The following is a 25,840-nucleotide window of genomic DNA, read 5'->3' as shown; positions in this document are numbered from 1 at the left end:
TTCCTTCGAAAAATAATGACTTTTTCTAATAGGTTAGGAAATGAACTCAGGCCCCGCAATATAAATAAAAGTTTCAAAGAACCGTTACAAAACTGTCAGAAAACTCAGGGATAAGGCTCTCGTGAACTGCTTTCGTTCGAAAGTAAAAACCCCAGGAGAGTTCCATGAAATCCTTCGTTACATCCACCGCTTTCGCGCTTTTGGCCAGCACGGCCATGGCCGATACGATCACCCTCTACACATCGCAGCCGAATGCGGATGCGCAGAGGACCGTGGACGCATTTATGGCTGCCAACCCTGGCACCGAAGTTGATTGGGTCCGCGACGGCACAACCAAACTTATGGCCCGCCTGCGCGCCGAGATCGAAGCGGGCAACCCGCAGCCCGATGTCTTGCTGATCGCCGATACTGTGACGCTGGAGGGCATGGCGCAGGAGGGTCTGTTGACCGCCTATCAGTCCCCCGAAGCCGGTGACTATGACGCGGCGCTGCATTCTGCCGAAGGCTATTACCACTCGACCAAATTGATCACCACCGGGATCGTTTACAACACAGGTGTCGAGACCGCGCCGACCTCGTGGACCGACCTCTCGGACGAAGCCATCAAAGGGCAAATCGCGATGCCCTCTCCGCTTTATTCCGGTGCCGCGCTAATCCACCTTGCCACGCTGACCGGCGATGAGACTTTGGGCTGGGAGTATTACGAAAACCTCGCTGCAAATGAGGCCCGCGCGCAGGGTGGCAACGGCGGCACCTTCAAAGCCGTGGCTTCGGGTGAGAAGCCTTATGGCATGGTCGTCGACTTCCTTGCGATCCGCAACAAGGCTGAAGGCTCCCCGGTTGATTTCGTCTTTCCCGAAGAGGGCGTTTCCTATGTGACCGAGCCGGTGGCGATCATGTCTTCCGCCAAGAACGTCGAAGGTGCCGAGAAATTCGTCGACTTCCTGCTCAGCACTGAAGGCCAAGAACTGGTTCTGGACATGGGTTATATCCCTGCCCGTAACGGCATGGGCGTACCCGAAGGGTTCCCCGCCCGCGAAGACATCAAACTGATGGCCTTTGACCCTGCCGAGGCCCTCGCAAATGCCGACACTAACAAGGCCAAATTCGCAGAGCTTTTCGGCGCTGAATGATGAGTGCCGTACAACAAACTGGAGGCAGCCGGACCGAGGCCCGGCTGCTCTCTGCCATTCTGATCGTCGCCATCTGTCTGACGCTTGCGCCGGTCCTGCGCCTTCTTGTCGAGGGTGTCACGGATCAAGGCAGCCCCAGTCTGACCCTTATGCGCGATGTACTGGCGCAACCCTCGACCCTAAGTGCGCTTAAGCATTCGCTGGTCACGGCGGGTTTTGGCACTTTGGTGTCGCTGGTGCTTGGCGCGGCCTTTGCCTTTCTGGTGGCGCTGACAGACCTACGGGCCAAGGCGGCTTTGGTCTTTTGCCTGATGATCCCGATGATGATCCCGCCGCAGATCACCGCGCTGTCGTGGACCCAGATCATGGGGCCATCTTCGGTCTTGCTAAAGACATTGGGCATTGCCCCCCCGCTTGGCGCACCCCAGCCACTTTACTCGCCCGAGGGCATTATCCTTTTGCTGGGCATCCAGCATATGTCGATCATCTTCCTGACCCTTCGCGCGGGCCTGCGATCCATCCCGCAAGATGTGGTAGAGGCCGCCCGGATCAGCGGTGCCAGAGGGCTGCGCACATGGTGGCAGGTCGTCATGCCCCTGACCTTGCCCAGTCTCGCGGCGGGCACGGCAATTACCTTTGTCACCGCGCTTGGCAATTTTGGCATTCCAGCGATGTTGGGCATTCCTGCAGGCTATGCGACGCTGCCGACGCTGGTCTATCAAAAGCTGGCTGGCATGGGCACGACCGTTCTGGCCGAGGTTTCAGTTCTGGCCATGCTGATCGGGGTGGTCGCCGTTGCGGGCATCTTATTGCAGCGCCTATGTCAATCGCGCCAAAAATTGCATCTTGTGGGCAGCACCTCGCGGCCGCTGGCCCTGCCTTTGAGGGCGGCCCGTTTGCCGGTTGAGATCGTGCTCTGGGCCGTGGTTTTTGTCATCCTCGTCCTGCCGATGTTCGGCCTTTTGGCGACGTCACTCGTGCCTGCCTATGGCGTGACCCTGCGCTTTGATACTGTGACGCTTGCATCTTGGTACGAGGTATTGTTCCGCCAACCTGTCACTTCGCGTGCCTTCGCCAACTCCTTTGGACTGGCCGCAGGCGCCTCAGCGGTTTTGGCGGCAATCTGCCTGCCTCTTGCGTGGCTGATGGAGCGACGCAAAACGCGGCTCGCGCGGCTGTTCGACAGCCTGCTCGATCTGCCCTACGCCCTGCCGGGGGTTGTCCTGTCGATCGCGATGATCCTGCTGCTGATCAAGCTGCCTTTCACCGAAGCCACGCTTTATGGCACCATTTGGATCATCTTTCTGGCCTATCTCGCGCGGTTCTTCGCGGTGATGTTCCGCCCGGTTCAGGCAAGCCTGAAACAGTTCGATCCTGCTATGGATGAGGCCGCGCAATCGGTCGGTGCCTCCCTCTACCGTCGGCTGCGCGATGTGATCTTTCCGCTTTCGGCCCCAGCGGCAGCGGCGGGGGCGATCCTTGTGTTTCTCACCGCGTTCAACGAACTCACTGTTTCTGCGCTCTTGTGGTCCTCGGGCACCGAGACATTAGGCGTGGTGATTTTCAACCTCGATGACAGTGGCGAAACCGGCATGGCCAGCGCCTTGGCAATGACCATCGTCTTTGTGGTCATCGTCCTCATGGCGCTGATCCAGTTGTTTTCCCGCCGCTTTCCAAAAGGAGTTGTCCCATGGCAGACATAAACCTGTCTTCGGTCAGCAAGACATTCGCAGGCACCCCTGCCCTACAAGACATCACAACCCGGTTCGACGACGGCGAATTTATCGCACTTCTGGGGCCGTCGGGCTGTGGCAAGACCACTCTTCTGCGCATCTTGGCGGGGTTCGAGACGCCCAGCAGCGGTCAACTCCGCATTGGCAGCCGCGAAATGGCCAATGCTCAAACAGGGGTGAACCTGCCGCCCGAAGAGCGCAACATCGGGTTTGTGTTTCAATCCTACGCGCTTTGGCCGCATATGTCGGTGCGGCGCAACGTGTCCTACCCGCTTGAAATCCGCAGGTTCTCCAAGTCCGAGGTAGCAAAACACACCGATGCGGCCCTCGCCTCGACGGGGCTTGAGAATTACGCTGATCGCATGCCCTCTGACCTTTCGGGCGGACAACGGCAACGGGTGGCTTTGGCACGCTGCCTTGTCTCTGATCCCTGTGCCGTGCTGCTGGATGAGCCTTTGGCCAACCTTGATGTGGCGTTGCGGGCCACGATGCAGGGCGTCTTTACTGATTTTCACAAGCGCACCGGGGCCACAATGGTCTATGTCACTCATGACCAGGCCGAAGCCATGGCGATGGCCGATCGGATCGCCGTGATGGATCAGGGCCGCATTCAGCAGTTCGACACGCCGCAAACCCTCTATGAACGGCCTAAAAACCGCTTTGTTGCTGAATTCGTCGGGCGCGGCACCGTGGTGCCGGTGCAAGAGGTCACGCAGGCCGGAGAGGCCCGTCAGGCGCGAATACTGGGCGCCGAAGTTGCGGTTCAGTCCGCAAGGGCTGAGACGCGGGTCAGCCATGTCTGCTTGCGCCCCGAAAACCTGACCATCTCGGAGAGTGGCGATCTGCGCAGCAAGGTCGCGCGCGTCACCTATATGGGCGGAAAATACCTATTGGAAACGGTGACCGACTGCGGCGCGCGCCTGTTTGCAGAAACCCGCGCCCGCTTCGACGTCGGCGCGCAGCTGGGCCTGACAATCACCACCCCTTGGGCCTTTTCAGAGGAATAAATGCAAAGCATACGACTACTTTCCGGCATCGGGGACAAAGGCCCCGCGTGCATGCAATTGACCGTGGATAATCGGATATGGTTGCTTGATTGCGGTTTCGGCCCCGAAGCCAACGCGCATTTCGATCCCGCGTGGCTTGAAGGGGCTGAGGCGGTGTTCATCACCCACGATCACATTGATCACATCGGTGGCGCGTCGCATGCGGTTGAAGCGGGTCTGCCCATCTATGCCACGGCGCAAACGGCCAAAGCCCTGCCGCCCGCGGCCAATGTGCATCTGCTGCCCGAACAGGGTCAGACGGCGATCAACGACGTGACCCTCACCACCGGGCGCAATGGCCATGCGATGGGCGGCGTCTGGTTCCACTTCGATCTGGGCGAAGGGCTGTTCTATTCTGGCGACTGGTCGGAGGAATCCGACTGGTTCACTTTTGATGCGCCACCCCCTGCGGCGACCGCGATTTTGGACTGCTCTTATCACCTTGATGATGTGCCACAGTCGGATCGGTTCGACGCGCTGAATGCCTTGCTCGACAGGGTCGACGGTCAGGTGCTTTTGCCCGTCCCCCCCTCTGGCCGCGCGGGCGAGATGGCGCTGCATCTTGTGCGGCGCTACGGCTGCGAAAGCGTGATGTTGGACCCTGAATGCCAAGATACGCTGCGCGCTGCACTCAGCAGCGGTGGCGTCAGTGCCGAGGCCCGCCTCATCGCCCCGCTGTTGGACCGCGGCCCGATGGAGCAGGCGCGGTTCTTGATCTGCGACACACCCAACGCCGACGGCGGTGCCGCTTGGGGCTATGTGCGGGCTTGGCATGAAAGCGGGCGTCTGGGGCGCGACGCGCATGTCGTGTTCACAGGCCATATGACGGCACATGCACGGGGCATCTGCAGCGTCCCGGGCGGATATTTTCAGCGTTGGAACGTCCACCCACCGCTGCGCGATCAGCGCAAGATGCTGGAACGTCTCGGGGCAAAACGCTTTGCCCCTGCATTTTGCACCCAGCCCGAAGATTACCTCGTCGAAGGGCTCGACGCAGAGGTATTCTTTCACGACCGGGTGCGCCTATGACCGCCGCAGCTTTGCCATCGCGCAGCTTTTGCCTGATCCGCCACGGCGAGACGACCGCCAATGCAGACGAGATCATCGCCGGGGTAACCGATGTGCTGCTGACCGAGCTGGGCCGCCATCAAGCCTGCTTGCTATCACAAAGAATATGGCCAGAACCGATTGCGATCTACGCCAGTCCGATGTCTCGGGCGCAGGATACGGCGCGGCTCGCCTTTCCGGGTCAGCGAATTGAGTTGCACGACGGGTTGCGTGAGCGAGACTGGGGCGTCTTCGAAGGGCGACCGCTGAGCGATCAGCCCCTTAGGGAAGCCACTCCCGACCGAGGCGAAAGCTGGCCCGATATGCTCAAGCGGGTACAGATCGCGATAAGGGGGATTTGCGCAGCATCTCCGACGGCCTTGCCGGTCCTTGTATGTCACTCCGGTGTCATTCGCGCCGCACGCGTGCTCTGGACGACGGGTGATGTTGGCCAACGTCCGCCCAATGCGACCCCCCTCTTATTCGAAATCACCGAGAATAAACTACTGGAGCAAACCCTATGACCCAAACCGCAGCGACCCCATGTGTGGTTTTTGATGTCGACGGCTCCCTTGCTGAGTTCGACGCAGAGCGTCTGGGCCATCTTGTGCATGGCGTAGAAAAACACTGGGGCGACTTCCACCTCGCAATGGCAGATGCCGCACTGATTGGCCCGGGCGCAAAGTTGATGCGACGGTTAAAAGAAAGCGGTGAAACCATTCTAATTTGCTCCGGACGGCCAAAGGGCTGGGCTGAACATACGATTGCATGGCTGCGCAAACACGATCTGCCTTTCGACGGGATATACCTGCGCGCCGAAGATCAGGATGAAGCCACCGACCCCGAAGTGAAACGACGCGCATTGAAAGAAATGCAGGCGGATGGCTTCAAGCCTTGGTTGGTGATCGATGATCGTAGCTCTGTGGTCGAGGCATGGCGCGCTGAAGGGTTGATATGTCTGCAATGCGCTCCGGGGGACTTTTAGAGTTAGGTCAAAAGATGCTACTCAATTGGCCTTTGTTTTCAACGGACTTCGAGTCGGTTCTTGCAATTTGGTCGACGCTGGAGTGAGACCGGCTGAATGACCTGTCGCTATGCTAATGCTCTTGCTTGACGCAACGAACGATTGCTGTCTGACCATCAGGTACATTGACGCTTTACGGCCCAAACCGGCCCTTGCCGATGTAGTCAAGCGATGTGTTGCAGTTTCACCAGACCGGCCATTCGTCTATGGTGCAGCACTTTCTGATGGTCGGGGGCGGGCGTGATCGAACGAGCCCATCGGACATCCGCATAGCGTCGAGCTTGGCCGATCCCGACCCGCGCCGTAGACTGCCGCGCATGGGATATGTGACGTCGCTCTTTGCTCGCAAGATTGTCGCCGCGGCAGGCGATGGCATCGACGCCAGCGAGATGCTGTCCTCGGTCGGGATCGACCCGGAGAGCGCCTGGGACAGCGGACAGATGATCCCGGCCGAACGCTACTACGACATGCTTGAGCGCATGGCCGCGCAGATCGATGTTACCGATCTGCCCATGCGCACCGGCGCGTCCATGCGGCTAGACGAATACGGCGCGCTGGGGCTCGCCCTCAAGGCGGCGACAACGCTCGGCGCATCCTACGCGCGGATCGAGCGCTATGCCCGGCTCTGGACCAGCGTAGTCGAGTATGAACTGCGCGAGGCGAAGGGCGGTACGCTGTTCATCCTGAACCGGGCGGGCGACAGACGCCTCGGGATGCGGCTGTCGAACGAAGCAACGCTTGCGAGCGCCGTGTCGATCGCCCGACAGGTCAGCCCGGAGCCGGTCTTGCCCGAGATAGTGCTGGTGCTAAATGCCGCGCCGCAATCCCTCGCCGCGCACGAGAATTGGTTCGGCTGCCCAGTCCGGTTCGGCGCGGATCTCGACGCGATCCTCTACGCAAACGAAACGCTGGATCGGTCGAACGTCCTCGGTGACGAGGGGATCTCGCGCTATCTCATTTCGCATCTCGATGTGGAGTTATCCCGGATTTCGAACGCGCCCGATCTGGTGAGCCGCTCGAAAGATGCCATCGCCCAGGCGCTGAGCGAGGGCACACCGAAGATAGCCGAGATCGCGCGCGGTCTTGGCTTTTCCGCGCGCTCCTTCCAGCGCCGCCTCTCCGAGCACGGGATGAGCTACCACGCCCTGACCGAGGAGACGCGCCGCGAGCTGGCCGAAGGGCTCCTACGGGACGAGCGCCATTCGCTGGCAGAGATCGCATTTCTGACGGGCTCTTCCGAGCAGAGCGCCTTCACCCGCGCCTTCAAGCGCTGGATGGGGACGACGCCGGCGAGCTACCGCAAGGATCGCCTTTTACCCTGAGCCGCTCTTGGCGGCATCGGTCAAAACCCTGGCGCGCGCGGTCAAGATCGAACCCGTCGCGCCGCGCTAGTCCCTTGGCTGACCGCCTTTGCAGCGCTCAGGCTCGATGGCGCGCAGGCCACGCTGATTGCTATGGCGGGCCTTACCTACCTTTTCGGTTGCTTCGCGGTTACGGTAGTCTTCAACGTGCCGATGAACGAGACGCTGGGAGGGATGGAGCTGGAGGAGGAGTCCACGCAAAGCTACTGGACCGGCACCTACCTGCCGCGCTGGACATTCTGGAACACGGTCCGGACCATCGCCTGCGCTCTGGCTGCGGCGCTGCTGCTCTTCGGGCTGACGGCGCTGCCCGAAGAGCAGCCCGCATGACGAGAAGTGGAAGACAACATGGCCGATCAACCGACCCTGCACCTGCTCTGTGGCCGGATCGCCTCAGGCAAGTCCACGCTGGCGACTGAGCTTGGTCACGGTCCAAGGACGGTTGTGATCCGCGAGGACGACTGGCTCCAGGAGCTCTACGGTGCGGAGTTGACGTCGATGCCCAACTACATGCGCAGGGCCGGCCAGTTTCACGGGGTCGTCGGGCCACATGTCACGGACCTGCTGACAGCGGGTGTCTCGGTGGTCCTCGACTTCCAGGCGAACACCGTCGAGGCGCGAGGTCGGCTGCGCGGCCTCCCCATGGGGACGAATGCCGCGCATGTGCTTCACGTGCTCGATGTGCCGGAAGAGGTCTGCCTCGAGCGGCTCAGGGCGCGGAACAAGGAGGGCCTGCATCCCTTCGCTGTGACCGAGGACCAGTTCCGGCAGGTCTCGCGCCATTTCTTGCCACCAGCGCCGGCAGAGGGTTTCGTGATCGAGGTCCATCCGGCCCCGGCCCGGTAAGCGCTCCGGGGCCAGTGCCCCAAGAGTCAGGCGGCGACCCGCTTGCCGAGCGTTTCCCGGCGGACCCGCAGGAGCGCTACACTGACGGCCACGAACCAGGCGATGGCGCCAAGACCGAAGACGGCGCCGATAATATCGCCAAGCGGCGGCAGGATGGTCAAGAGCCCTGCAGCACCGCTGAGGACGCCGATCCCGGCGGTGACGCGGCCGAAGGTGCCACCCTTCAGCGCCGCGAGACTGACCGCCAGAATCCAGGCGCCGCCGGCGATCTCGTTGCCGCCGCCAAGGCCCAGTTCGAGGGCGTGCAGGGTCTGCCACAGGGCGGCCGCGGCTTCGGGGTCGTCGGTCACAGCATAGGTCTGTTCGACGGCGACATTGGCGATCATCCCGACGCCGAGGACGAGCGTGGCCCAGATCACGCCGAGTGTTCCGGTCAGGACAGCGGCGTCGGACCGCGCGACGGCGATCTGCTGGCGGAGTGCGACGACGAGCACCGCGAGCGCAAGCGCGTTCACGATGTAGATCACGGTATTCCAGGCGATCATCACGCCCGGGCGTTCCGCGATGAAGGCGACGACGGCGGCGGGGTCGACGTCGCCCGAGCCGAAGCCCAGAGGGGCGAACACGGTGACAATCATGACGAAGCCGACAAGGTAGGTCGCGGCGCAGATCAGGGCGGCAAGACCGCCGGCTTTTCGGAAAGTCATGGACGGTGTCCTTTCGGGTGGTCTGCCGCATCGGCGAGGCGTGCGAAATGGTCGGAGAGGCGCCGCGTCCCGAAGCGGGGCGCGACCATGTCCATCCCGAGCGCGGTCAGGAAGAAGCGCGCGGGGCCGCTCATGCGGCGCGGCAGGATCGGCAGAACGGCACGCGCGGCGCGGCGCAGGATATCCGGAAGATGGGTGATGCGCGGCTCGGTCCCCAGCGCGGCAAAGGCCGCAAGCGCAATTTCGTTCTGCGTCATTACGTCGGGGCCGCCGATCTCGGCCCACCCCCGGTCGGCATCGGTCGCGTCTGCGATGGCCTCGGCCAAATCGGCGCCGTCGATGGGGTTGAGGCGCTGCGATCCATCACCGAACAACCAGACACGGCCCTGCCCCGCCATCGCGAAGAGTGCGATCGCCTGTCAGGATGGTTGGTCTGTTCATTTTGCGTGTTCTCATGAATTGAGAGGCAGCGCGTCGGGAAGCTTGGAAAACAAAAGGCCGCCCGTGCGGCGGCCTCGGAATACGTTTGGTCATCCGGCCACCCTGTCAGGAGGCCAGCCACCAAGTCATTGCGATGGTCGTAGTGTTTTCCATATGACGGCAGATATCGTCGACACGATCATGCGTCAATCGAATGGTAGAAAGAGTTTGATCCAACGTTTCGCTGCAGAAGTAATGAAAGTCCGCTCAGTCCTGTCAGCCGGCGTTAACGCAGCGCGCAGAGAATGACGGATTTCTGCCCTCTATCCCCAAGTTCTCACATCCGCAGAGAAAACTGAGCGCCTGCAGCGAACGGCAGAAAGGTTCCACTTAGCTATTCCAACCGAAGTATCGCCGATGCGTAGGTGAGCAAAACCGCACAGGCCGCGCCGGCGCAGAAAAATGTTGCGCGCATCGCGATTTCCCGGCCGAGTTCCTGCTCTAAGCCTCAGACGAGCCTCCCCCAGCCATTGCCCTCGACGGCATCGAGCCCCATCCGGTGCGGCGATCAATTTTGGAAACTAAGCTCAAACCTTTGAGCGCCCAACTCTGCTACTAGAGCGCTAAAAACCTCGGAAACGGCCTGTAAGTCACTAAATAAAAACGATAAAAAGAATGTCCTACCGATCGACCATCGGCGCCACGCTTAAGCGCGCGGCGCGGTAAACCTCGGCGTGGGTGAGTTTTTGGTCGCGCATGCGGCGGGCTCCGTCTTTTGGTCACGGCCTTCTGCACGGCTTTGCAGGGGTGGCGCAAGCTGTTCTTATGCCGCAGCCGCCCCCGCGCGGGATGTCGCGAAGGGCGGCTGGCCGCGTCACACCGCCGTCGCCGTTTCCGTCTGTGCCAGAATGCCCAAACGCGTGAAAACCCGTTCGAGGTCGCGGTCACCGAAAGGTTTTTGCACCACGGCGCAGCGGCCCAGCGCTTCGGCAGCGGGGACTTCCGCTTGGCCAGTGGCAAAGATGATCGGCATATCGGGATGCGATGCCCGGACCCGGGTCGCCACCTCTTCGCCCGAGATATCTGGCAGGCCCACGTCGATCAACAACACGTCGTACGCGTCAGCTTGCAGCCTGTCCAAGGTTTCCTGCCCCGAGGCGGTTTCCGTGACTTCGGTGCCAAGCCCGCTGAGGATATCCGCCAGATCGAGCCGGATCAGCGCGTCGTCTTCGCAGAGCAGCACATGACGGGGCCGGTCGGGCAGCTCCTGCGCCGGGGTCTCGGTCTTGGTCGAGGCGACCGGGGCCGAAGACAGCGCATCGCGCACCTTGATCGCCAAAGCGTCTTTGGTGAAGGGTTTGGCGAGGAACTGTACCCCGGCGTCGACCCGGCCATCGCGCACGATCGCATCGCGCGAATAGCCGGAGATGAACAGGATCGGCAGATCGGGCCGCTCGGCCTGAAGGGTTTCGGCCATCTCGCGGCTGCTGAACTCGCCGGGCATGACGACATCCGATATCACAAGGTCAAAGTCCGGTGCTTGCCGCGCTGATTTGAGCGCCGCGGTGGGGTCTTCTGCGGTGCGCACGCTATAGCCCAAATCCGTCAGCAAGGCAGCGGTGGCGTCGCGCACCTCGGCGTCGTCTTCGACCAGCAGCACGGTCTCACTCCCGCCTGCGATCTCGGATGGGTCGTGCCACTGCAATGGTTCCGCCGCCGTCTCGGCCCGCGGCAACAGCAACGTCACCGTCGTGCCCGCGCCGGGGCGGCTGGCGATGGTCACCCGCCCGCCCGATTGCCGCGCGAAGCCGTAGACGGTGGACAGGCCCAGCCCGGTGCCCTTCCCCACGGGTTTGGTGGTAAAGAAAGGGTCAAAGACCTTGGCCAGCGTCTCGGCCGGGATGCCGGGCCCCTGGTCGATGATTTTGACCTCAACATAGTCGCCCGCCACCATGTCAGGCTCACCAAAGAGCTCTTCGGGGCCGACGTGCCGGTTTTCGACAGCGATCTTTAGCTTGCCGCGCCCCTCCATCGCGTCGCGCGAATTGATCACGAGGTTCAGCACCGCATTCTGGGTGCTGGCCGCATCGGCATAGGCGGGCCAGAGGGCCTCGGGCGTGTCGATCTCGACCTCCATCCCCTCGCCCAAGGCGCTGCGCATGATGTCGTCGATATCCCGCAGCAGATCGCGCAGGTCGATCGAGCGGGGTTGCAACGGCTGGCGGCGGCTGAAGGCGAGCAGTTGCGAAGAGAGCGAGGCACCGCGCTCCACCGCGCGCATCGCCGCATCGATCCGCACCCGCGCAGGCGAATCCGCGGCGATCTCGCGCGCGGCCATGGTCAGGCTGCCGGTCATCACCTGCAACAGATTGTTGAAGTCATGGGCGATGCCCCCGGCAAGATTGCCCACCGCCTCGACCCGCTGGCTCTGGGCCAATCGGTCGTGCAGCTCTTCCAACTCACGGTTGCGCTTCTCGACACGTTCTTCCAACGTCGTGTTCAAATCGGCCAGTTGGCGGGAGAGTTCTTTCTGCTCGTGGATGTCGGAGTTCGTGCCGACCCATCGGATCAGCGCGCCATGCTCATCCTTAATCGGTGCGCCCCGAACCAGATGCCAGCAATAGGCCCCATCGGCCCGCCGCAGCCGGAATTCCGTTTGATAGACCGATCCAGTTTCCACCGCATGGGCCCAAGTCGTCAAGGCCTTCGCACGGTCATCGGGGTGAATGATCGTCGGCCAAGCATCCCCCACCAGACTGCCCGGCTCGGCCCCGGAAAAGGAATAGACCTGATCGCTGATCCAGTCCAAATGTCCATCGGCGGTGGCGGTCCAGACATGAACCGGCATGGTATGCGCCATGGTGCGGAACCGTTTCTCGGCCTCGCGCAGCCGGATTTCGGCAAGCTTATGGGCGGTCACGTCATTGCCTTGGATCATGATGCCGATGGTCTCGCCCCGCACATTGTCGAGCGGTTGGAAAACGAAATCGACGACGACACGCTCCTCCGGGCCATCAGCGCTGCGTTGCAGCCACGCCTCGGCCCCATGCTGGCTTAAAGCCTTGCCGGTCCGATAGACTTCGTCCAGCATTTCGAAAAAGCCCTGTCCCGCGATTTCTGGCAAGGCTTCGCGGATTGGTTTGCCAATTAGCTCGCGTTGGCCGACCAATTGCATATAGGCGGCGTTGACCGTCCGGAAGACGTGGTTCGGCCCCATAAGGGTGACCATGAAGTTCGGCGCCTGTTCGAAGATCATCTTGAAAAGGCTTATGCCGGTATCAAGCTCTAGGTTCTGCTGCGTCACCTCATGTGCACGGCGCATCACGGCGGCATGAGCAGAGCCCGCTCGCTCTTCGCCGGGGGTTTCTGCGATATAGGCTTCGGTCACATCCTGCGTGTGTTGCAAAAGGAATTCCACCTCCCCTTCCGGGCCCAGGATCGGCGTATGGGTCGCACTCCAATAGCGGTCTTCGGTTGTGCCGTCGGCGGTGTCGATCGGATAGGGAATGACAGGCAGGTGATCGGTGGTGCCGTCGCGAAACACCCGCTCGAAAGACGCCCGCAACATCCGCCCCGACTCGCTTTCGGGGTCCGAGGGGAACTCGTCGAAGAGGTTCTTTCCAATAAGCCCCTCCATCTTGCGGTCCGTCACCTGCAGATAGGCGTCATTGGCCCAGACCACCCGAAGCGCACTGTCCAACAAGACAAAAGGCGACGGCGCAGCTTGGAGGATTCTTTCAAAGTCGTGGTTCATCTTGGGGGTCTTCTATCCAATGGAAAGTGCTGATCGACAGGCCGAAGGGCGCGAGGACGCCCGCAGCTGACAAGCGGTGCCCGCCACGCGGGGGCGGATTTCGAATGCGGGTCTACATGGTATCCTATCTCGGAACTGTCGGGTTTGGGCAATGGTGCCGCTGCGTTTCGAACGCGTTTCGGGCATAGTTAGCGCGCAATCTGCCGGGGGCCAGAAATTCACGCATATTTTGCATGGCCTTGCACTCCGCGCTGAGTTTGCGATGAATGGGGTGGCAGCGATGGGCCGCCCCGGCTGGCCGCGCAGCCGATCGACCATTGCCCTCTGCCTATTTCACCCCCGCCCTTCGCCAAAGCCATTCAGGACCCCCGCATGACATTCCGCTTCATCCACGCGTCCGACCTGCATATCGGGCGCAAATTCGCGAATATTCCGCAAGCGCCTGACGGCAATATCCGGGGGCGTCTGATGGAAGCGCGGCATGGCGCCATTGCCAAACTGGCCCAGGCCGCGCGGGATCACGGCGCGGCGCATGTGCTCTTGGCGGGCGATACATTCGACACCGCGACGCCCTCGGCCAGCGTGCTGCGGCAGGCGCTCACCGCCATGGGCGAGGCGGCGGAGGTGACATGGTGGCTCCTGCCCGGCAACCACGACAACCTGCGCGATGCCGAACCCCTGTGGGAGGTCATCGCCCGCGATGCGCCCCCCAATCTGCGCGCCCTTACCGAAGCCACCCCAATCGAAATGGTCGAGGGGGTCAGCCTGCTGCCCTGCCCCGTCGCCTTTCGCGCGGGCGCCAGTGACCCAAGCGCCCCGCTGGACCGCATGCACAGCCCCGAAGGCCATATGCGCATCGGCCTTGCCCATGGCGGGGTCACCGATTTCACCGACAGCGGAGAGGCCATCGCGCCGGACCGGGACCAGCGCGCGCGGCTTGACTATCTCGCCCTTGGCGATTGGCACGGGCGGATGGCCGTCTCGGACCGGGTGCACTACTGCGGCACGCCCGAGCAAGATCGGTTCAAACACGGGCGCCGTGGCGTCTGCCTTGCGGTCGAAATCGCAGGCCCCGGCGCGCGCCCCAAGGTCGAAGAGGTCGAGACCGGCAGTTTCTTGTGGTCTGAGGCCGAGGTCACGCTGCACCCCCGGCAAGATGTCGCGGCGGCCTTGCAGGCGCTCTTGCCCGAGGCAGGGCGCAGGGACCACCTCCTGCGCGTCAAGGCGGGGGGCTGGGCAAGCCTTCCCGACCGCGCGGCTCTTGCCCACGCGGCCCAAGCCTGCGCGCCCGATTTCGCCCATTTCGAATTGCTGACTGAGGGGCTGGGCACCCAGTATGAGGCCGCGGACCTTGATGAGATCGACCGCGGCGGCGCGCTGCGTATGGCGGCGGAAACCTTGGTGAGCGAGGCGCAGTCCGAGACCCTTCCTCAATCCGACCGTGACGTGGCCGCCGATGCGTTAGCCCGGCTTCATGCCTATGTGCAGGGGGCAAAAACATGAAAATCCGCGCCATCACCCTCAACAACGTCCGCCGTTTCACCGACCCCGCGCAGGTCACCGGAATCGGCGATGGGATCAACGTGTTGAGCGAGCCGAACGAACACGGCAAATCCACCCTCTTCGATGCGATACAAGCGCTGTTCTTCAAACCCTTCGGTTCGCGCGACAAAGAGGTCTCGGCCCTGCGCCCCCATGCGGGCGGCGCGCCCGAGGTCACCATCGAGGTCGAGACCGAGGCGGGCCGTTTCGCCCTGCACAAACGCTGGTTGCAAAAGCCCCTCGCCACCGTGCACCGCGATGGCAAGCTGATCGCGCAGGCGGATGAGGCCGAGGCATGGATCGCGCAGCTTTTGGGCGGGGATGCGGGCGGCCCCTCGGGGCTGATCTGGGTGCGGCAAGGGATGACCGCGTTGACCGGCGGCACGACCAAGGAAGAGAAACTGGCGCTGGAGGCGCGGCGCGATCTGATGACCTCGGTCGGGGCCGAGGTGGAGGCGATGACCGGCGGGCGACGCATGGACAAGGCGCTGGCGCAATGCCGCGAGGAGCTTGCCCAATACGCCACCAGCACCGGACGGCCACGCACCGGCGGGCCGTGGAAAGAGGCACAGGATCAGGTCGAGGCGCTGATGGCCACGCGCGATCAATTGGCCGCGACCGCACGCGCGTTGCAAGACGCTTTGGCCGAACGCCAGCGCGCGCGGCGCGCCTTGGCCGAGCTTGAAGCGCCCGAGGTGGTCGCCGAACGCCGCGAAAAACTGGAGGCCGCCCGCGCCGCCCATGCCGCCGCGACCCGCCATGCGGAAGAGATGGAAGCGTTGAGCCGGGCCGTGGAACTGGCCCGTCTCAACGCCGATAATGCCACATCCCGTCTCAACAACTACCGCGCCGGAGAGGCCGAGCAAAAGGCCGCCCGCCGCGCCGAAGCCGCAGCATGCGAAGCGGCGGAGGCGGCACGCGCCGCCCTGTCAGACCGGCGCGCCACGTTGGAGGCCGCAGAGGCCGCCGCCTCGGAGGCCCGAACGGCGCTCAAAACCGCCGAGGATGACCACCGCCACGCCCTCCGCGCCCGTGCCGCGCGCGATGGTGCTGACCGGCGCCAAGCGCTCGAAGAACGTATCAAAGAGGCCGAAGACGCCCGCCGCCGGATGGAGACCGCAGCTGCCGCCGCCAAATCCGGCCCGGACGCCGAGGCGCTGCAACGGTTGGAAAGGCTTTCCGCCGAACTCTCCGCCACCCGCGCCGCCCGCGATGCCGCGGCCCCGCAGGTGACGGTTCGCTACGCCCCCAATCAATCGGGCGCCATCCACGGCGATGACGGCCCCTTGGCCGATGGCACCCCCCTGCCCCTGCCACGCCGCACCACCCTGCGGATCGACGGGATCGGCGATTTGGAGATCGAGCCCGGCGCGGGGGGCGGTGAAGACGGCTCCGTCGACGCCGCCGCGGCCCGGTTGCAAACCGCCCTCGACGAGATCGGCGCGGCTGATCTGGCGCAGGCCCGCGCCGCCGGGGCTGCCCGTGCCGAGGCCGCCGCGCGGCAGGGAGAGGCGAAAGCCGTGCTGGCCAGCCTCGCCCCCGATGGGATCGACGCGCTGCACCAAGCCCTCGCCGCCATTCCTGCGCCGGAAGAGGTCTCGGACGCGCCGGATCTCGCGCAGGCCGAAGACGTGCTGCAAACCGCGCAGGCCGCACATGAACGCTGCCGCATCGCGCGTGAGACCGCCGCCGAGGCGCTGGCCGATGCCAAGGCCGATGCGGCGGGCAAAGAGGCGCAGCTCGCCTCGCTCAGCGACCGGTTGCAGCGCGCCGAGGCGCAGCAGGCCAAGCTGGGCGACGTCACCGAAAAAGACCTCGCCGCCCAAACCGTCACCACTGCCGCCGCGCTGGAGGCCGCCCGTCTTGCCCATGCAGAGAAGGCCAAAGACGCGCCGGATGCGGCCAGCCTTCAGGCCGCGCTCACCCGCGCGGAATCGGTCGAGACACAGGCCCGAGAAGAGATCGCCCGCCTGCACCCCCTGCTGGCCCGGCTGAGCGAACGCATCACCCGCGCCTCGGGCGACGCGGTGGAGGAACGGCTGGCCGAGACCGAAGACCAATTGCAAGCCGCCGAAGCGGCCCTTGCCCGGATCGCCCATGAGGTCGCGGTGCTGACCCGGCTGCAAGAGGCTTTGCAGGACGCAAGGAACGAGGCGCGAGAGCGCTATTTCACCCCCATCGTCAAGGAACTGAAACCGCTGCTGCAACTGCTTTGGCCCGATGCGGAACTGACATGGGGCGAGGAATCGCTCCTGCCCCATGCGCTGATCCGCGAGGGCCGGGAAGAGCCGATCGAGGTGCTTTCGGGCGGCACGCAGGAACAGGTGGCCCTGCTGGTGCGGCTGGCCTTCGCGCGGATGCTGGCCCGGGCGGGGCGTATCGCGCCGGTGATCTTGGACGACGCGCTGGTCTTTACCGATGACGACCGGATCGAGCGGATGTTCGACGCGCTGCACCGGCAGGCAGGGGATATGCAGATCATCGTCCTGACCTGCCGCCAACGTGCCTTTCGCGCCCTTGGCGGGCAGGCTTTGCGGCTGCAAGCGGCGGCCCCCTAGCCGCGAATGAACTTTTCCCCCCGCTCCGCGTTAGCCTCCTGACGTATGCGCAGGGCATCTGGGGGGAAGACATTGAACGATATCGCCGCGATCAGACGGCTGCTGGAGGTGCTGGTTCTGATCGCCCTCTTCGTGACGGCCTATTTCGCAAAGGACTTGCTGCTGCCGATCCTGCTGGGCTTCCTCCTTGCGCTGACGCTCAGCCCGCTGATCCGCTCTTTCGAGAAATTCGGCATTTCCGCCCCATTGGGTGCCGTGCTGCTGATTGGCTGTGTCGGGCTGATCATCTTTGTGCTGGCTGGCCTGTCGGCGGGCACCGTGGCGACTTGGTCCGACGAAATTCCCACCATGGGCAATGAGATACGGCGCAAGCTGCAGGGCTGGGCGCAAACGGTCGAGGATGTCCGCTCGGCCACTGAACAGGTCGAACAGATCGGCACCGAGAATGGCAGCGGGAAGCCCGAAGAGGTGGTGGTCAAACAGCCCGGCCTGCTGGACAACGCCATGAACACCGGCGCGCGGATCGGGGGCACCGTGGCGGTCGCCTTGGTCTTGGCGCTGTTCCTGCTTGCCTCGGGCGATCTGTTCTACCTCAAGCTCGTGCAGTCCTTTCAGACCTTCACCGGCAAGAAACGCGCCTTGAAAGCGGTCTATGACGTGGAGCGCCGCGTCTCGCGCTACCTACTGACCATCACCATCATCAACGCAGGCCTGGGCATTTCGGTGGGGCTCTACCTCTTCGCGCTTGGGCTGCCCGTGCCTTACGTCTGGGGCTTGGCGGCGTTCTTGCTGAACTTCCTGCCCTATATCGGCGGGGTAATCGGCGCGGTGCTGGTGGGGGCCTATGCCATCGCGACCTTCGACAGTGTCGGCTATGCCATCCTCGCCCCGCTTGGCTATCAGTTCCTCACCGGGATCGAGGGGCAGTTCATCACCCCCTACCTCGTCGGGCGGCGGTTGGAGTTGAACACGGTGGCGGTGTTCCTCACCGTGGTCTTCTGGGGCTGGCTCTGGGGGATTGCGGGCGCGCTGGTGGCGGTGCCCTTCCTCGTGGTTTTCAAGGTGATCTGCGAGAACGTGACCGCGCTCAACATGATCGGGCATTTTCTGGACAAATCCGCTCCCGATGTGGCGGCAACCGCGGCGGATGAACCCGCCGCGGAAAAGCCCGGTGGCTAGGGCCGCTTATCCCGCGAGGGACGGCAGCCAAAGCACGATCTGCGGGAAGGCGACCAAAAGGCCGATGGTGACTGCATCGGCGATGAAGAAGGGCATCACCCCGCGGAACACGTCCTGCACGCTGAGGTCGGGGCGCACGCCCGCGACGACAAAGCAGTTCAGGCCAATGGGCGGGGTGATCAGACAGAACTCCGCCATCTTCACTACCAGAATGCCAAACCAGATCGCGCACATCGGACCCGACATGCCAAAGGCACTGTCGGCGGCCGAGACCATCTCGCCCCCATTGAGCGCCATGACCGCCGGATAGACCACCGGCAGCGTCAGCAGCAGCATCCCAATGGCGTCCATGAACATGCCCAGCACGGCATAGGCCAAGAGGATGCAGATCAGGATCAGCATCGGCGAGGTTTCGAGCGAGGAAATCCAGTCGGCGAAGGCACCGGGCAGATCGGCGAAGCCAAGGAAGCGCACATAGATCAGCACGCCCCAGATGATAGTAAAGATCATCACCGTCAGCTTCGCGGTCTCTAGCAGCGCGTCCTTCAACTCGGCCAGCCGCATGCCACGGAAGACGGCCATGCAGAAGACGATAAAGGCGCCCACCGCCCCGCCCTCGGTCGGGGTGCCCCAAGCGTCGCCGAAGGGGTTGTAGACGAAGAAGATGATGATCACGACCACGGCAACAATCGGCATCGCAGCGGGGAGCGAGGCAAAACGCTCGCCCCATGTAAAGCCGCGCACCGGCGGGCCGACGCTTTTCCAGATCATCGCGATGCCGATGATCAACACCGCATAGACCACCGCAGAGAAGGCACCGGGCACGAAGCCCGCCAGCAGCAGCTTGCCCACGTCCTGCTCAACGATGATGGCATAGATCACAAGGATCGCCGAGGGCGGGATCAGCGAGGCCAGCGTGCCCCCTGCCGCCACGACACCGGCTGCGAATTGCTTGTTATAGCCGATCTTGAGCATTTCGGGGATGGCGATACGGGCAAAGACCGCCGCGGTCGCGACCGACGCGCCTGACACTGCCGCGAAGCCCGCCGTGGCGAAAACGGTCGAGACCGCCAAACCGCCCGGCACCCAGGCGAACCAACGTTTCGCCGCCTCAAAGATCGCCTTGGTCAGGCCCGCGTAATAGGCCAAAAAGCCGATCAGAATGAAGGTCGGGATAAGCGAGAGTGTCTGGCTCGAAACCTTCGAGTGCGGCACTTGGCCTGCGGTCTTGATCGCCACGGTCAGCGCCCAGCCAAGCTGGTCCCACTCCATGCCCTTCTTGGCCCAGAAAATCCAGATCAGGCCGACAAGCCCCGCCATGGCCGCGGCAAAGGCCACCCGCATGCCAAGCACCACCATGACGAGCATACCGCCCGAGACCCAAAGGCCGATTTCAATAGGATCCATCAGTCACGTCCATCCAGTTGTTCGGCCTCGGCCATTGCTTGTTCCGCCGCCGATTGTACCAGCGGCACGGCCACGGGGCGTTCCAAGCCCAGCACCAAGGCCCGGCCATAGCCCCAAATTTGCAGGCAGAGCCGCAGAGAGATCACGACGAAAGCCAGCGGCACCACCAGTTTGCTGGGCCAGATCGGCAGGCCGATGTCGATCGAACTGTCGCGGCTCCACATTGGGGCGTTCATGTCAAAGCTGCGGTCGAAATGCGCCCAAGCGCCCCATGTCAGCGCCAGCATCAGCAAAAGGATCAGCACCACCGACAGCAGTTCCGCCGCCCAAAGCGCGCGGCCCTTCAGCTGGCCGATCAGGATGTCCATGCGCACATGGCCGCCCATGCGTTGGGTATAGGCGATGCCCATGATGGCGATGAAAGGCATCGCCGCTTCGATCCAGTCGACATAGCCCGCCAGCGGCGTGGAAAAGAACTTGCGCCCCCCCACGGACCAGACGGCCAGTATCATCAGTGAGAAAACGGCAAGCCCCGAGATCAGGGCAAAGAAGGTTTCCAGCTTCAGCAGGCCCCGGTCGAGGCGGCTGAGGAGGCTGCTGTCCTCCAGCACGGCGGATGATCCGGCCATCGGCTCTCCTTTTCAGAAAGTCTGTTTGTTGCGTTTTGGAAGTCGAAAGGGCCGCGCGGTCAATCCGCACGGCCCTCACAATCATGCCCGGCTGGGCTTAGTTCGAGGCACGCTCTTTTTCCAGCGTCTCCATCACGAGGTCATAAAGTTCCTGACCCGGGATGCCCTGCGCTTCCATGTTCTCGATCCATGCTTCGCGCGCGGGATCGGCGGCTTTCTCTTTGAACTCGGCGATGACTTCGGGGGAATACTCAACCTTCTCCACGCCTTTTTCTTCGAGAACGGAATCCCAACGCTCCAGCAGTTCCGCATAGTTGGCGAGGTAGTGATCCAGCGCCTCATCGACCGAGCTGTCCAGCGCTTCGCGCTCTTCGTCGCTCAGCATTTCATAGGCGTCGATGTTCACCACAACGGGGCAGTTCACGGTGCCGGGGTTGAGGTTCGCGGTCCACCAATCGGCTTTGTTGATGGTGCCAAAGGACAGATGCGCGTGCTGGGCGAAGGCCACGGTGTCAACGACACCCGATTCCATCGCGTTATAGGCTTCGGTCGCAGTCACGGATGTGGGCACGGCGCCGACAGCTTCAAAGGCTTTGCCCAGACCGCCGGTGGCGCGGACGCGCATGCCGTCGAAATCTTCCAGCGTTGTGCGCGGATCGCCGGTGCCGACAAGGTTGTACTGCGGCATGGGCGAGGTCATCAGCATTTTCGCGTTCCACTGCGCCATCTCCTTGGCGACGGCGGGGTGGTCATAGACCGCTTTGGAAACCGCGACTTCCTCTTCAAGGTTGCTCACCCCCAGAAACGGCAGTTCCAGCACGGTGATCGCGCGGTTCTTGTCGGCGTGGTAGCCGGCGCAGAACTGGGCCATCTCGAAAGCGCCGATGGAGATACCATCGAGGTTTTCGCGGTTCTTGGACAGGCCGCCGTAGCTGACGTTGATGGTGAATTCGCCATCGGTCTTTTCAGAGACCAGTTCGGCAATCTTTTCCACATGTTCGGTGAAGGCGCGGCGCTTGCCCCAGACCGAGGCATTCCATTCGGTCGCGGCAGCTTCGCTTACAAACGCGACAGTCAGCGCACAGGCGGCGGCACCGCTCAGCAGATTTTTCATGATGGCTCTCTCCCATAGTTGCCGCCCTTGGGTGGGCGGATTGGCGCACAGGCTACCCCGCGGGGGCTGGCCTGCCAACCCCGTCATGCCGCGCAAATACGACAGCTGCAAGACAGTTGCGCCAAGTTTGACTGGCAAGGCTTTGAAAAACCGTGCCAATCGCCGGGGAAGCGCCGAAAATTTACAGGAATCGCCCCGATCGGGAAAAACCTTTACAGGCAAGCCCTTGTAATCCAGTTGCTTATTCCCTTCTTTTCACGGGCCGCTATGATCCGGCTGAGGAGGACGCCACGGCCACCGGGTTTGACCCGCGCCCCGTGGCGATGCGAACATCAAGGGAGGAACCACCATGTCCGACGCCACCGCCAAGACCTATCCGCCATCCGCCGACATGGCCGCCCGGGCCCATGTGGACGCGCAGGCCTATGACAAGATGTACCAAGCCTCGGTCACCGACACCGATGGGTTCTGGCGCGAGCAGGCGCAGCGGATCGACTGGATCAAACCCTTTACTCAAGTGCGCGACGTGAACTTCGACCTCGGGTCGGTCAGCATCAATTGGTTCGCAGATGGCGAATTGAACGTCAGCGCCAATTGCATCGACCGCCACCTTGAGGCGCGCGGCGATCAGACCGCGATCATCTGGGAGCCGGACAGCCCCGAGGATGAGGCCAAACATATCAGCTACCGCGAGCTCCACAGCGCCACCTGCCGCATGGCCAATGTGCTGCGTGATCTCGGCGTGGGCAAAGGCGACCGCGTGATCATCTATATGCCGATGATCCCCGAAGCCGCCTATGCCATGCTGGCCTGCGCGCGGATCGGGGCGATTCACTCGATCGTTTTCGCAGGCTTCTCCCCCGATGCTTTGGCCGCGCGTGTGAACGGCTGCGAGGCGAAGGTGGTGATCACCGCGGATGAAGCGCCGCGCGGCGGCAAGGCCACGCCGCTCAAGGCCAATGCCGACAAGGCGTTGGCGCAATGCGATGCGTCCGTGCAATGCCTCGTGGTGCGCCGCACGGGCGGTGACGTGGCATGGAACGATGCGCGCGACCGTGATTACAACGCACTGATCAAGGATGCCGCCGAGACCTGCGAAGCGGAGGCGATGGGCGCCGAAGATCCGCTTTTCATCCTTTACACCTCAGGCTCCACCGGTCTGCCCAAGGGCGTGGTCCATACCACCGGCGGCTATATCACCTATGCGGCGCTGACCCATGAGGTGACGTTCGATTACCACGACGGTGACATCTACTGGTGCACGGCGGATGTGGGCTGGGTCACCGGGCACAGCTATATCGTCTACGGCCCGCTCGCCAATGGTGCCACCACGCTGATGTTCGAAGGCGTGCCCACCTACCCCGATGCCAGCCGTTTCTGGCAAGTCTGCGAAAAGCACAAAGTCACGCAGTTCTACACCGCCCCCACGGCGATCCGCGCGCTGATGGGGCAAGGCAATGACTATGTGACCAAAAGCGATCTGTCGTCGCTGCGCATCCTTGGCACAGTGGGCGAGCCGATCAACCCCGAGGCGTGGAATTGGTATCACGAGGTCGTCGGCCAGAACCGCTGCCCCATTGTCGATACGTGGTGGCAGACCGAGACAGGCGGCCATCTGATGACCCCCCTGCCCGGCGCGCATGACATGAAACCGGGGGCCGCGATGAAACCCTTCTTCGGCATTAAACCGGTGGTGCTGGACCCAACGTCGGGTCAAGAGATCGACGGCAACCCCGCTGAGGGCGTGCTCTGCATCGCCGACAGCTGGCCTGGTCAGATGCGCACGGTCTGGGGCGATCACGAAAGGTTCGAAAAGACCTATTTCGCCGATTACCCGGGCTATTACTTCACCGGCGACGGCTGCAAACGCGATGCCGATGGCGACTACTGGATCACGGGCCGCGTTGACGATGTGATCAACGTCTCGGGCCACCGCATGGGCACCGCCGAAGTGGAAAGCGCCCTTGTCGCGCATGACAAAGTGGCCGAAGCCGCCGTGGTCGGCTACCCGCATGACGTCAAAGGCCAAGGCATCTATTGCTATGTCACCTTGATGAGCGGTGAGGCGCCTTCCGAAGAGTTGCGGGCCGAGTTGCGCAATTGGGTCCGGCAAGAGATCGGCCCCATCGCCTCGCCCGATCTGATCCAATGGGCACCGGGCCTGCCGAAAACACGTTCGGGCAAGATCATGCGCCGCATCCTGCGCAAGATCGCCGAGGATGATTACGGCGCGTTGGGCGACACCTCGACGCTGGCGGACCCCGGCGTGGTGGACGATCTGATCGGCAACCGCATGAACCGCTGACACGCTGCGCGGCGCGGGCGGCTACCTGCCCCCGCGCCGCGTTGCATGAGAAAGAGAGACATGGACCAAACCGCCCCCCAAGTGCCGCCGCCCGCCTCCGCTGCGGAATGTGACGCCGCCCTCGCGGATATCATCGCCGCGCCCAAGGATGGCGCCGTGATCGAAGAACTTTGCTTTCGCCCCGATTACGGGGAGCGGGATTTCCGTGATGAACTGGATCTGACCGTGGCCCAAGGCATCCTTGGCGAACGTTGGACCAAGAAACCTTGGCTAACCCTGCCTGACGGCAGCCCCGATCCGCGGATACAGATCTCCATCCTGCCCAAACGCGTGATGGACCTCTGCTGGCGCGACCGGGCAAACACGCCGCACCCCGGCGATACGATGATCGTGGACATGGACCTTGGCCATGAGAACCTGCCCGTCGGCACGCGCCTTCAAGCCGGGTCTGCGGTGCTGGAGGTGAGCGATAAGTTCAACACCGGCTGCATCAAATGGCGCGACCGCTATGGCCAAGACAGCCTGCGGTGGATCAACCGAAAGGAAAACCGCCCGCATCGGCTGCGCGGCGTTCTGTGCAAAATCGTGCAAGACGGCACCGTTCGCCGTGGGGACCGGCTGACCAAGCTCTGACGCCTCTCACATAGAAATGGGCCGCCCCCAAGGGACGGCCCAGATCATCATTTCAAACGTTTTCGCGCGGGTTTAGCCTTCGACGCGCTGAAGGTTGATCTCACCCACGCCCACAGCAAAGTTCACGCCGGTCTGGGTATTCACGCTCAGCGGTTGAAGCGCCAATGTGTTCTCGGAACCGCCCGTCATCAGGTTGGCCCCCGCACCGACACCGACGGTCGCCTCGGCGGAAACGCCTTTGTAGCTGCCGTTCAGCCCGCCTTCGGAATATTCCTGCTCGGTCGGGGCCAGCACCAGCCATGACATCTGGCCGTTCTCGGTTTTGCCGATATCGACGCCCCAGCGGTTGATCTCGCCCACATAGGTCTCATCTTCGAGACCTTCTTGGATGGGGTTGAAGGTGCAGGTCAGCTCACGGGTGGAGCCGAAGATGAAGCCGGTGCCCTCGCCCACATCGCAAGACAGGGAGCCGATCTCGACGTGGTCGACGGTCTCATTGTCATCGGCCATCGCGGTGGAGCCGAAGGCGGTGGCGCTCAGAAGGGCCGCACCAAGGGTGAGTTTGCTTGCATGCATCATCTTTTGTCACTTTCCGGCGCGGCGATGCGCGCCTTTTCTGCTGTGAACGGCATTCGGGTGCCTTTGACAGACGGCGCAGGTCACCTGCCCCGCCCCTTTTCAGACAGCCAGCATCGACACATTTCAGGGCCGATGATGCCTCTCATCGCTGGCCCAACGCCGGGCCTTGGCAGCGGTTCCTCGGCCCAACCGCGGGCGCGAAAATCCGCGCAAGGGGGCCGATGCGCAACGCCCCGGCACCGCTGGACAAATCAGCCGCCACATGGCACCGCTTATCGCTATGAGTGATGATCTGATCCCCTTCTCGCCCGACAGTGGCGATGCCCCGGCGCTGCGCCGTGCCTTCGGGCGTTTCGGCACCGGCGTGACCGTGGTGACCGTGAAAACCGCCCAAGGCCCCTTGGGGATGACTGCGAATTCCTTCGCCTCGGTCTCGCTCGACCCGCCTTTGGTGCTGTGGTCGCCTGCGATCTCTTCCAAACGGCACGACAGTTTCACCTCGGCGGCATCCTTTTGCATTCACGTTTTGGGCGCGGATCAAGAGGGTTTGGCCCAGCGTTTCGCAAGCCAAGGCCATGATTTCTCTGGTTTCGATTGGACGGAGGACGCCGCCGGTGTGCCCACTTTCGCAGGCTGCCTCGCCCGGTTTCACTGCGCGACCTATGCCGTGCATCCGGCGGGCGATCATTCGCTGATCTTGGGCCATGTGCAACAGGTCGCTTTGCGCGAGGATGGCGCGGCGGGCTTGATGTTCGACCAAGGCCGTTACGGCCACTTCACCCCCCGCGACGACAGCTAAGAAAAAGGGCGCCCCGTAAGGCGC

The 25,840-nt window shown here is 63.0% G+C and carries 22 protein-coding genes; 15 read left to right on the top strand and 7 right to left on the bottom strand.

Translation table 11 applies throughout. From position 1 onward, the window contains the following. The first annotated feature begins 164 nt into the window (after positions 1–164). The 9 genes from ACGYLI_RS11580 (at position 165) to ACGYLI_RS11540 (ending at position 8,190) form a co-directional block, all read left to right on the top strand. Positions 165–1,133: an ABC transporter substrate-binding protein gene (locus ACGYLI_RS11580; protein ID WP_209218632.1), complete on the top strand. Its 969-nt coding sequence runs from the start codon at positions 165–167 to the stop codon at positions 1,131–1,133. Beyond that, positions 1,133–2,836 (top strand): ABC transporter permease, encoded by a 1,704-nt coding sequence (locus tag ACGYLI_RS11575; protein ID WP_394419278.1) that lies wholly within the window; start codon positions 1,133–1,135, stop codon positions 2,834–2,836. The genes ACGYLI_RS11580 and ACGYLI_RS11575 overlap by 1 nt, the downstream gene beginning before the upstream one ends. Beyond that, a complete protein-coding gene (locus tag ACGYLI_RS11570; protein WP_394419277.1) occupies positions 2,824–3,873 on the top strand; it encodes an ABC transporter ATP-binding protein in 1,050 nt (349 codons plus the stop codon). The genes ACGYLI_RS11575 and ACGYLI_RS11570 overlap by 13 nt, the downstream gene beginning before the upstream one ends. Positions 3,874–3,924: 51 nt before the next feature. Beyond that, positions 3,925–4,941 (top strand): MBL fold metallo-hydrolase, encoded by a 1,017-nt coding sequence (locus ACGYLI_RS11565; RefSeq protein WP_394419276.1) that lies wholly within the window; start codon positions 3,925–3,927, stop codon positions 4,939–4,941. Beyond that, positions 4,938–5,483, top strand: coding sequence for a histidine phosphatase family protein (locus tag ACGYLI_RS11560; protein WP_394419275.1), 546 nt, complete (start codon positions 4,938–4,940; stop codon positions 5,481–5,483). Before ACGYLI_RS11565 ends, ACGYLI_RS11560 begins: the two co-directional genes overlap by 4 nt. A 23-nt stretch (positions 5,484–5,506) precedes the next feature. After that, on the top strand, positions 5,507–5,944 hold the full coding sequence (locus ACGYLI_RS11555; RefSeq protein WP_394419274.1) for a polynucleotide kinase: 438 nt from the start codon (positions 5,507–5,509) through the stop codon (positions 5,942–5,944). Between the two features lie 320 nt (positions 5,945–6,264). Beyond that, complete coding sequence (locus ACGYLI_RS11550) at positions 6,265–7,305, top strand: AraC family transcriptional regulator (protein ID WP_394419273.1); 1,041 nt, start codon at positions 6,265–6,267, stop codon at positions 7,303–7,305. A gap of 15 nt (positions 7,306–7,320) precedes the next feature. Beyond that, positions 7,321–7,674: an anthrone oxygenase family protein gene (locus ACGYLI_RS11545; RefSeq protein WP_394419341.1), complete on the top strand. Its 354-nt coding sequence runs from the start codon at positions 7,321–7,323 to the stop codon at positions 7,672–7,674. Between the two features lie 18 nt (positions 7,675–7,692). Then, on the top strand, positions 7,693–8,190 hold the full coding sequence (locus tag ACGYLI_RS11540; protein WP_394419272.1) for an AAA family ATPase: 498 nt from the start codon (positions 7,693–7,695) through the stop codon (positions 8,188–8,190). 26 nt (positions 8,191–8,216) lie between these two features. On the opposite strand, the gene ACGYLI_RS11535 is transcribed toward ACGYLI_RS11540, so the two are convergent. The 3 genes from ACGYLI_RS11535 to ACGYLI_RS11525 form a co-directional block, all read right to left on the bottom strand. Next, a complete protein-coding gene (locus tag ACGYLI_RS11535) occupies positions 8,217–8,897 on the bottom strand; it encodes a hypothetical protein (RefSeq protein ID WP_394419271.1) in 681 nt (226 codons plus the stop codon). Continuing rightward, entirely contained in the window at positions 8,894–9,271 is a 378-nt protein-coding gene (locus ACGYLI_RS11530) for a hypothetical protein (protein ID WP_394419270.1), read from the bottom strand. Before ACGYLI_RS11530 ends, ACGYLI_RS11535 begins: the two co-directional genes overlap by 4 nt. 920 nt (positions 9,272–10,191) lie before the next feature. After that, entirely contained in the window at positions 10,192–13,071 is a 2,880-nt protein-coding gene (locus ACGYLI_RS11525) for a response regulator (RefSeq protein ID WP_394419269.1), read from the bottom strand. Between the two features lie 372 nt (positions 13,072–13,443). On the opposite strand from ACGYLI_RS11525, the gene ACGYLI_RS11520 reads away from it, so the two are divergent. The 3 genes from ACGYLI_RS11520 to ACGYLI_RS11510 all read left to right on the top strand — a co-directional run bounded on the left by ACGYLI_RS11520 (position 13,444) and on the right by ACGYLI_RS11510 (position 18,350). Continuing rightward, positions 13,444–14,574: an exonuclease SbcCD subunit D gene (locus ACGYLI_RS11520; RefSeq protein ID WP_394419268.1), complete on the top strand. Its 1,131-nt coding sequence runs from the start codon at positions 13,444–13,446 to the stop codon at positions 14,572–14,574. Then, positions 14,571–17,171 carry a chromosome segregation protein SMC gene (locus ACGYLI_RS11515; protein ID WP_394419267.1) on the top strand — a complete coding sequence of 867 codons (2,601 nt, stop codon included), beginning with the start codon at positions 14,571–14,573 and terminating at the stop codon, positions 17,169–17,171. The genes ACGYLI_RS11520 and ACGYLI_RS11515 overlap by 4 nt, the downstream gene beginning before the upstream one ends. Before the next feature lie 72 nt (positions 17,172–17,243). Continuing rightward, the gene (locus ACGYLI_RS11510) at positions 17,244–18,350 is read left to right on the top strand and encodes an AI-2E family transporter (RefSeq protein WP_394419266.1); all 1,107 of its coding nucleotides are present in this window, start codon (positions 17,244–17,246) and stop codon (positions 18,348–18,350) included. A gap of 6 nt (positions 18,351–18,356) precedes the next feature. Here ACGYLI_RS11510 and ACGYLI_RS11505 read toward each other — a convergent pair whose 3' ends face one another. The 3 genes from ACGYLI_RS11505 to ACGYLI_RS11495 form a co-directional block, all read right to left on the bottom strand. Continuing rightward, on the bottom strand, positions 18,357–19,757 hold the full coding sequence (locus ACGYLI_RS11505) for a TRAP transporter large permease (protein ID WP_209218615.1): 1,401 nt from the start codon (positions 19,755–19,757) through the stop codon (positions 18,357–18,359). After that, positions 19,757–20,386, bottom strand: coding sequence for a TRAP transporter small permease subunit (locus ACGYLI_RS11500; RefSeq protein ID WP_067260512.1), 630 nt, complete (start codon positions 20,384–20,386; stop codon positions 19,757–19,759). Before ACGYLI_RS11500 ends, ACGYLI_RS11505 begins: the two co-directional genes overlap by 1 nt. Positions 20,387–20,483: 97 nt before the next feature. After that, positions 20,484–21,500 carry a C4-dicarboxylate TRAP transporter substrate-binding protein gene (locus ACGYLI_RS11495; RefSeq protein WP_394413443.1) on the bottom strand — a complete coding sequence of 339 codons (1,017 nt, stop codon included), beginning with the start codon at positions 21,498–21,500 and terminating at the stop codon, positions 20,484–20,486. Between the two features lie 349 nt (positions 21,501–21,849). On the opposite strand from ACGYLI_RS11495, the gene acs reads away from it, so the two are divergent. Together acs and ACGYLI_RS11485 are read left to right on the top strand one after the other, a co-directional pair. Beyond that, entirely contained in the window at positions 21,850–23,805 is a 1,956-nt protein-coding gene (gene acs / locus ACGYLI_RS11490) for an acetate--CoA ligase (protein ID WP_394419265.1), read from the top strand. 60 nt (positions 23,806–23,865) lie between these two features. Beyond that, a complete protein-coding gene (locus ACGYLI_RS11485) occupies positions 23,866–24,438 on the top strand; it encodes an MOSC domain-containing protein (RefSeq protein ID WP_394419264.1) in 573 nt (190 codons plus the stop codon). 72 nt (positions 24,439–24,510) lie between these two features. Here the strand turns inward: ACGYLI_RS11485 and ACGYLI_RS11480 are convergent, their stop codons facing one another. After that, positions 24,511–25,017, bottom strand: a complete 507-nt coding sequence (locus tag ACGYLI_RS11480) for a DUF992 domain-containing protein (protein WP_394419263.1) — start codon at positions 25,015–25,017, stop codon at positions 24,511–24,513. A gap of 280 nt (positions 25,018–25,297) precedes the next feature. Here ACGYLI_RS11480 and ACGYLI_RS11475 point away from each other — a divergent pair, with 280 nt between their 5' ends. Beyond that, positions 25,298–25,816 carry a flavin reductase family protein gene (locus ACGYLI_RS11475; RefSeq protein ID WP_394412789.1) on the top strand — a complete coding sequence of 173 codons (519 nt, stop codon included), beginning with the start codon at positions 25,298–25,300 and terminating at the stop codon, positions 25,814–25,816. Positions 25,817–25,840: the final 24 nt, after the last annotated feature.

Origin of the sequence: Sulfitobacter sp. 1A13421, from assembly GCF_043557285.1 — a bacterium.
Taxonomy (GTDB): domain Bacteria; phylum Pseudomonadota; class Alphaproteobacteria; order Rhodobacterales; family Rhodobacteraceae; genus Sulfitobacter; species Sulfitobacter faviae.
The sequence above is the reverse complement of the archived record's forward strand: the minus strand, read 5'-3'. Positions and strand labels throughout refer to the sequence as shown.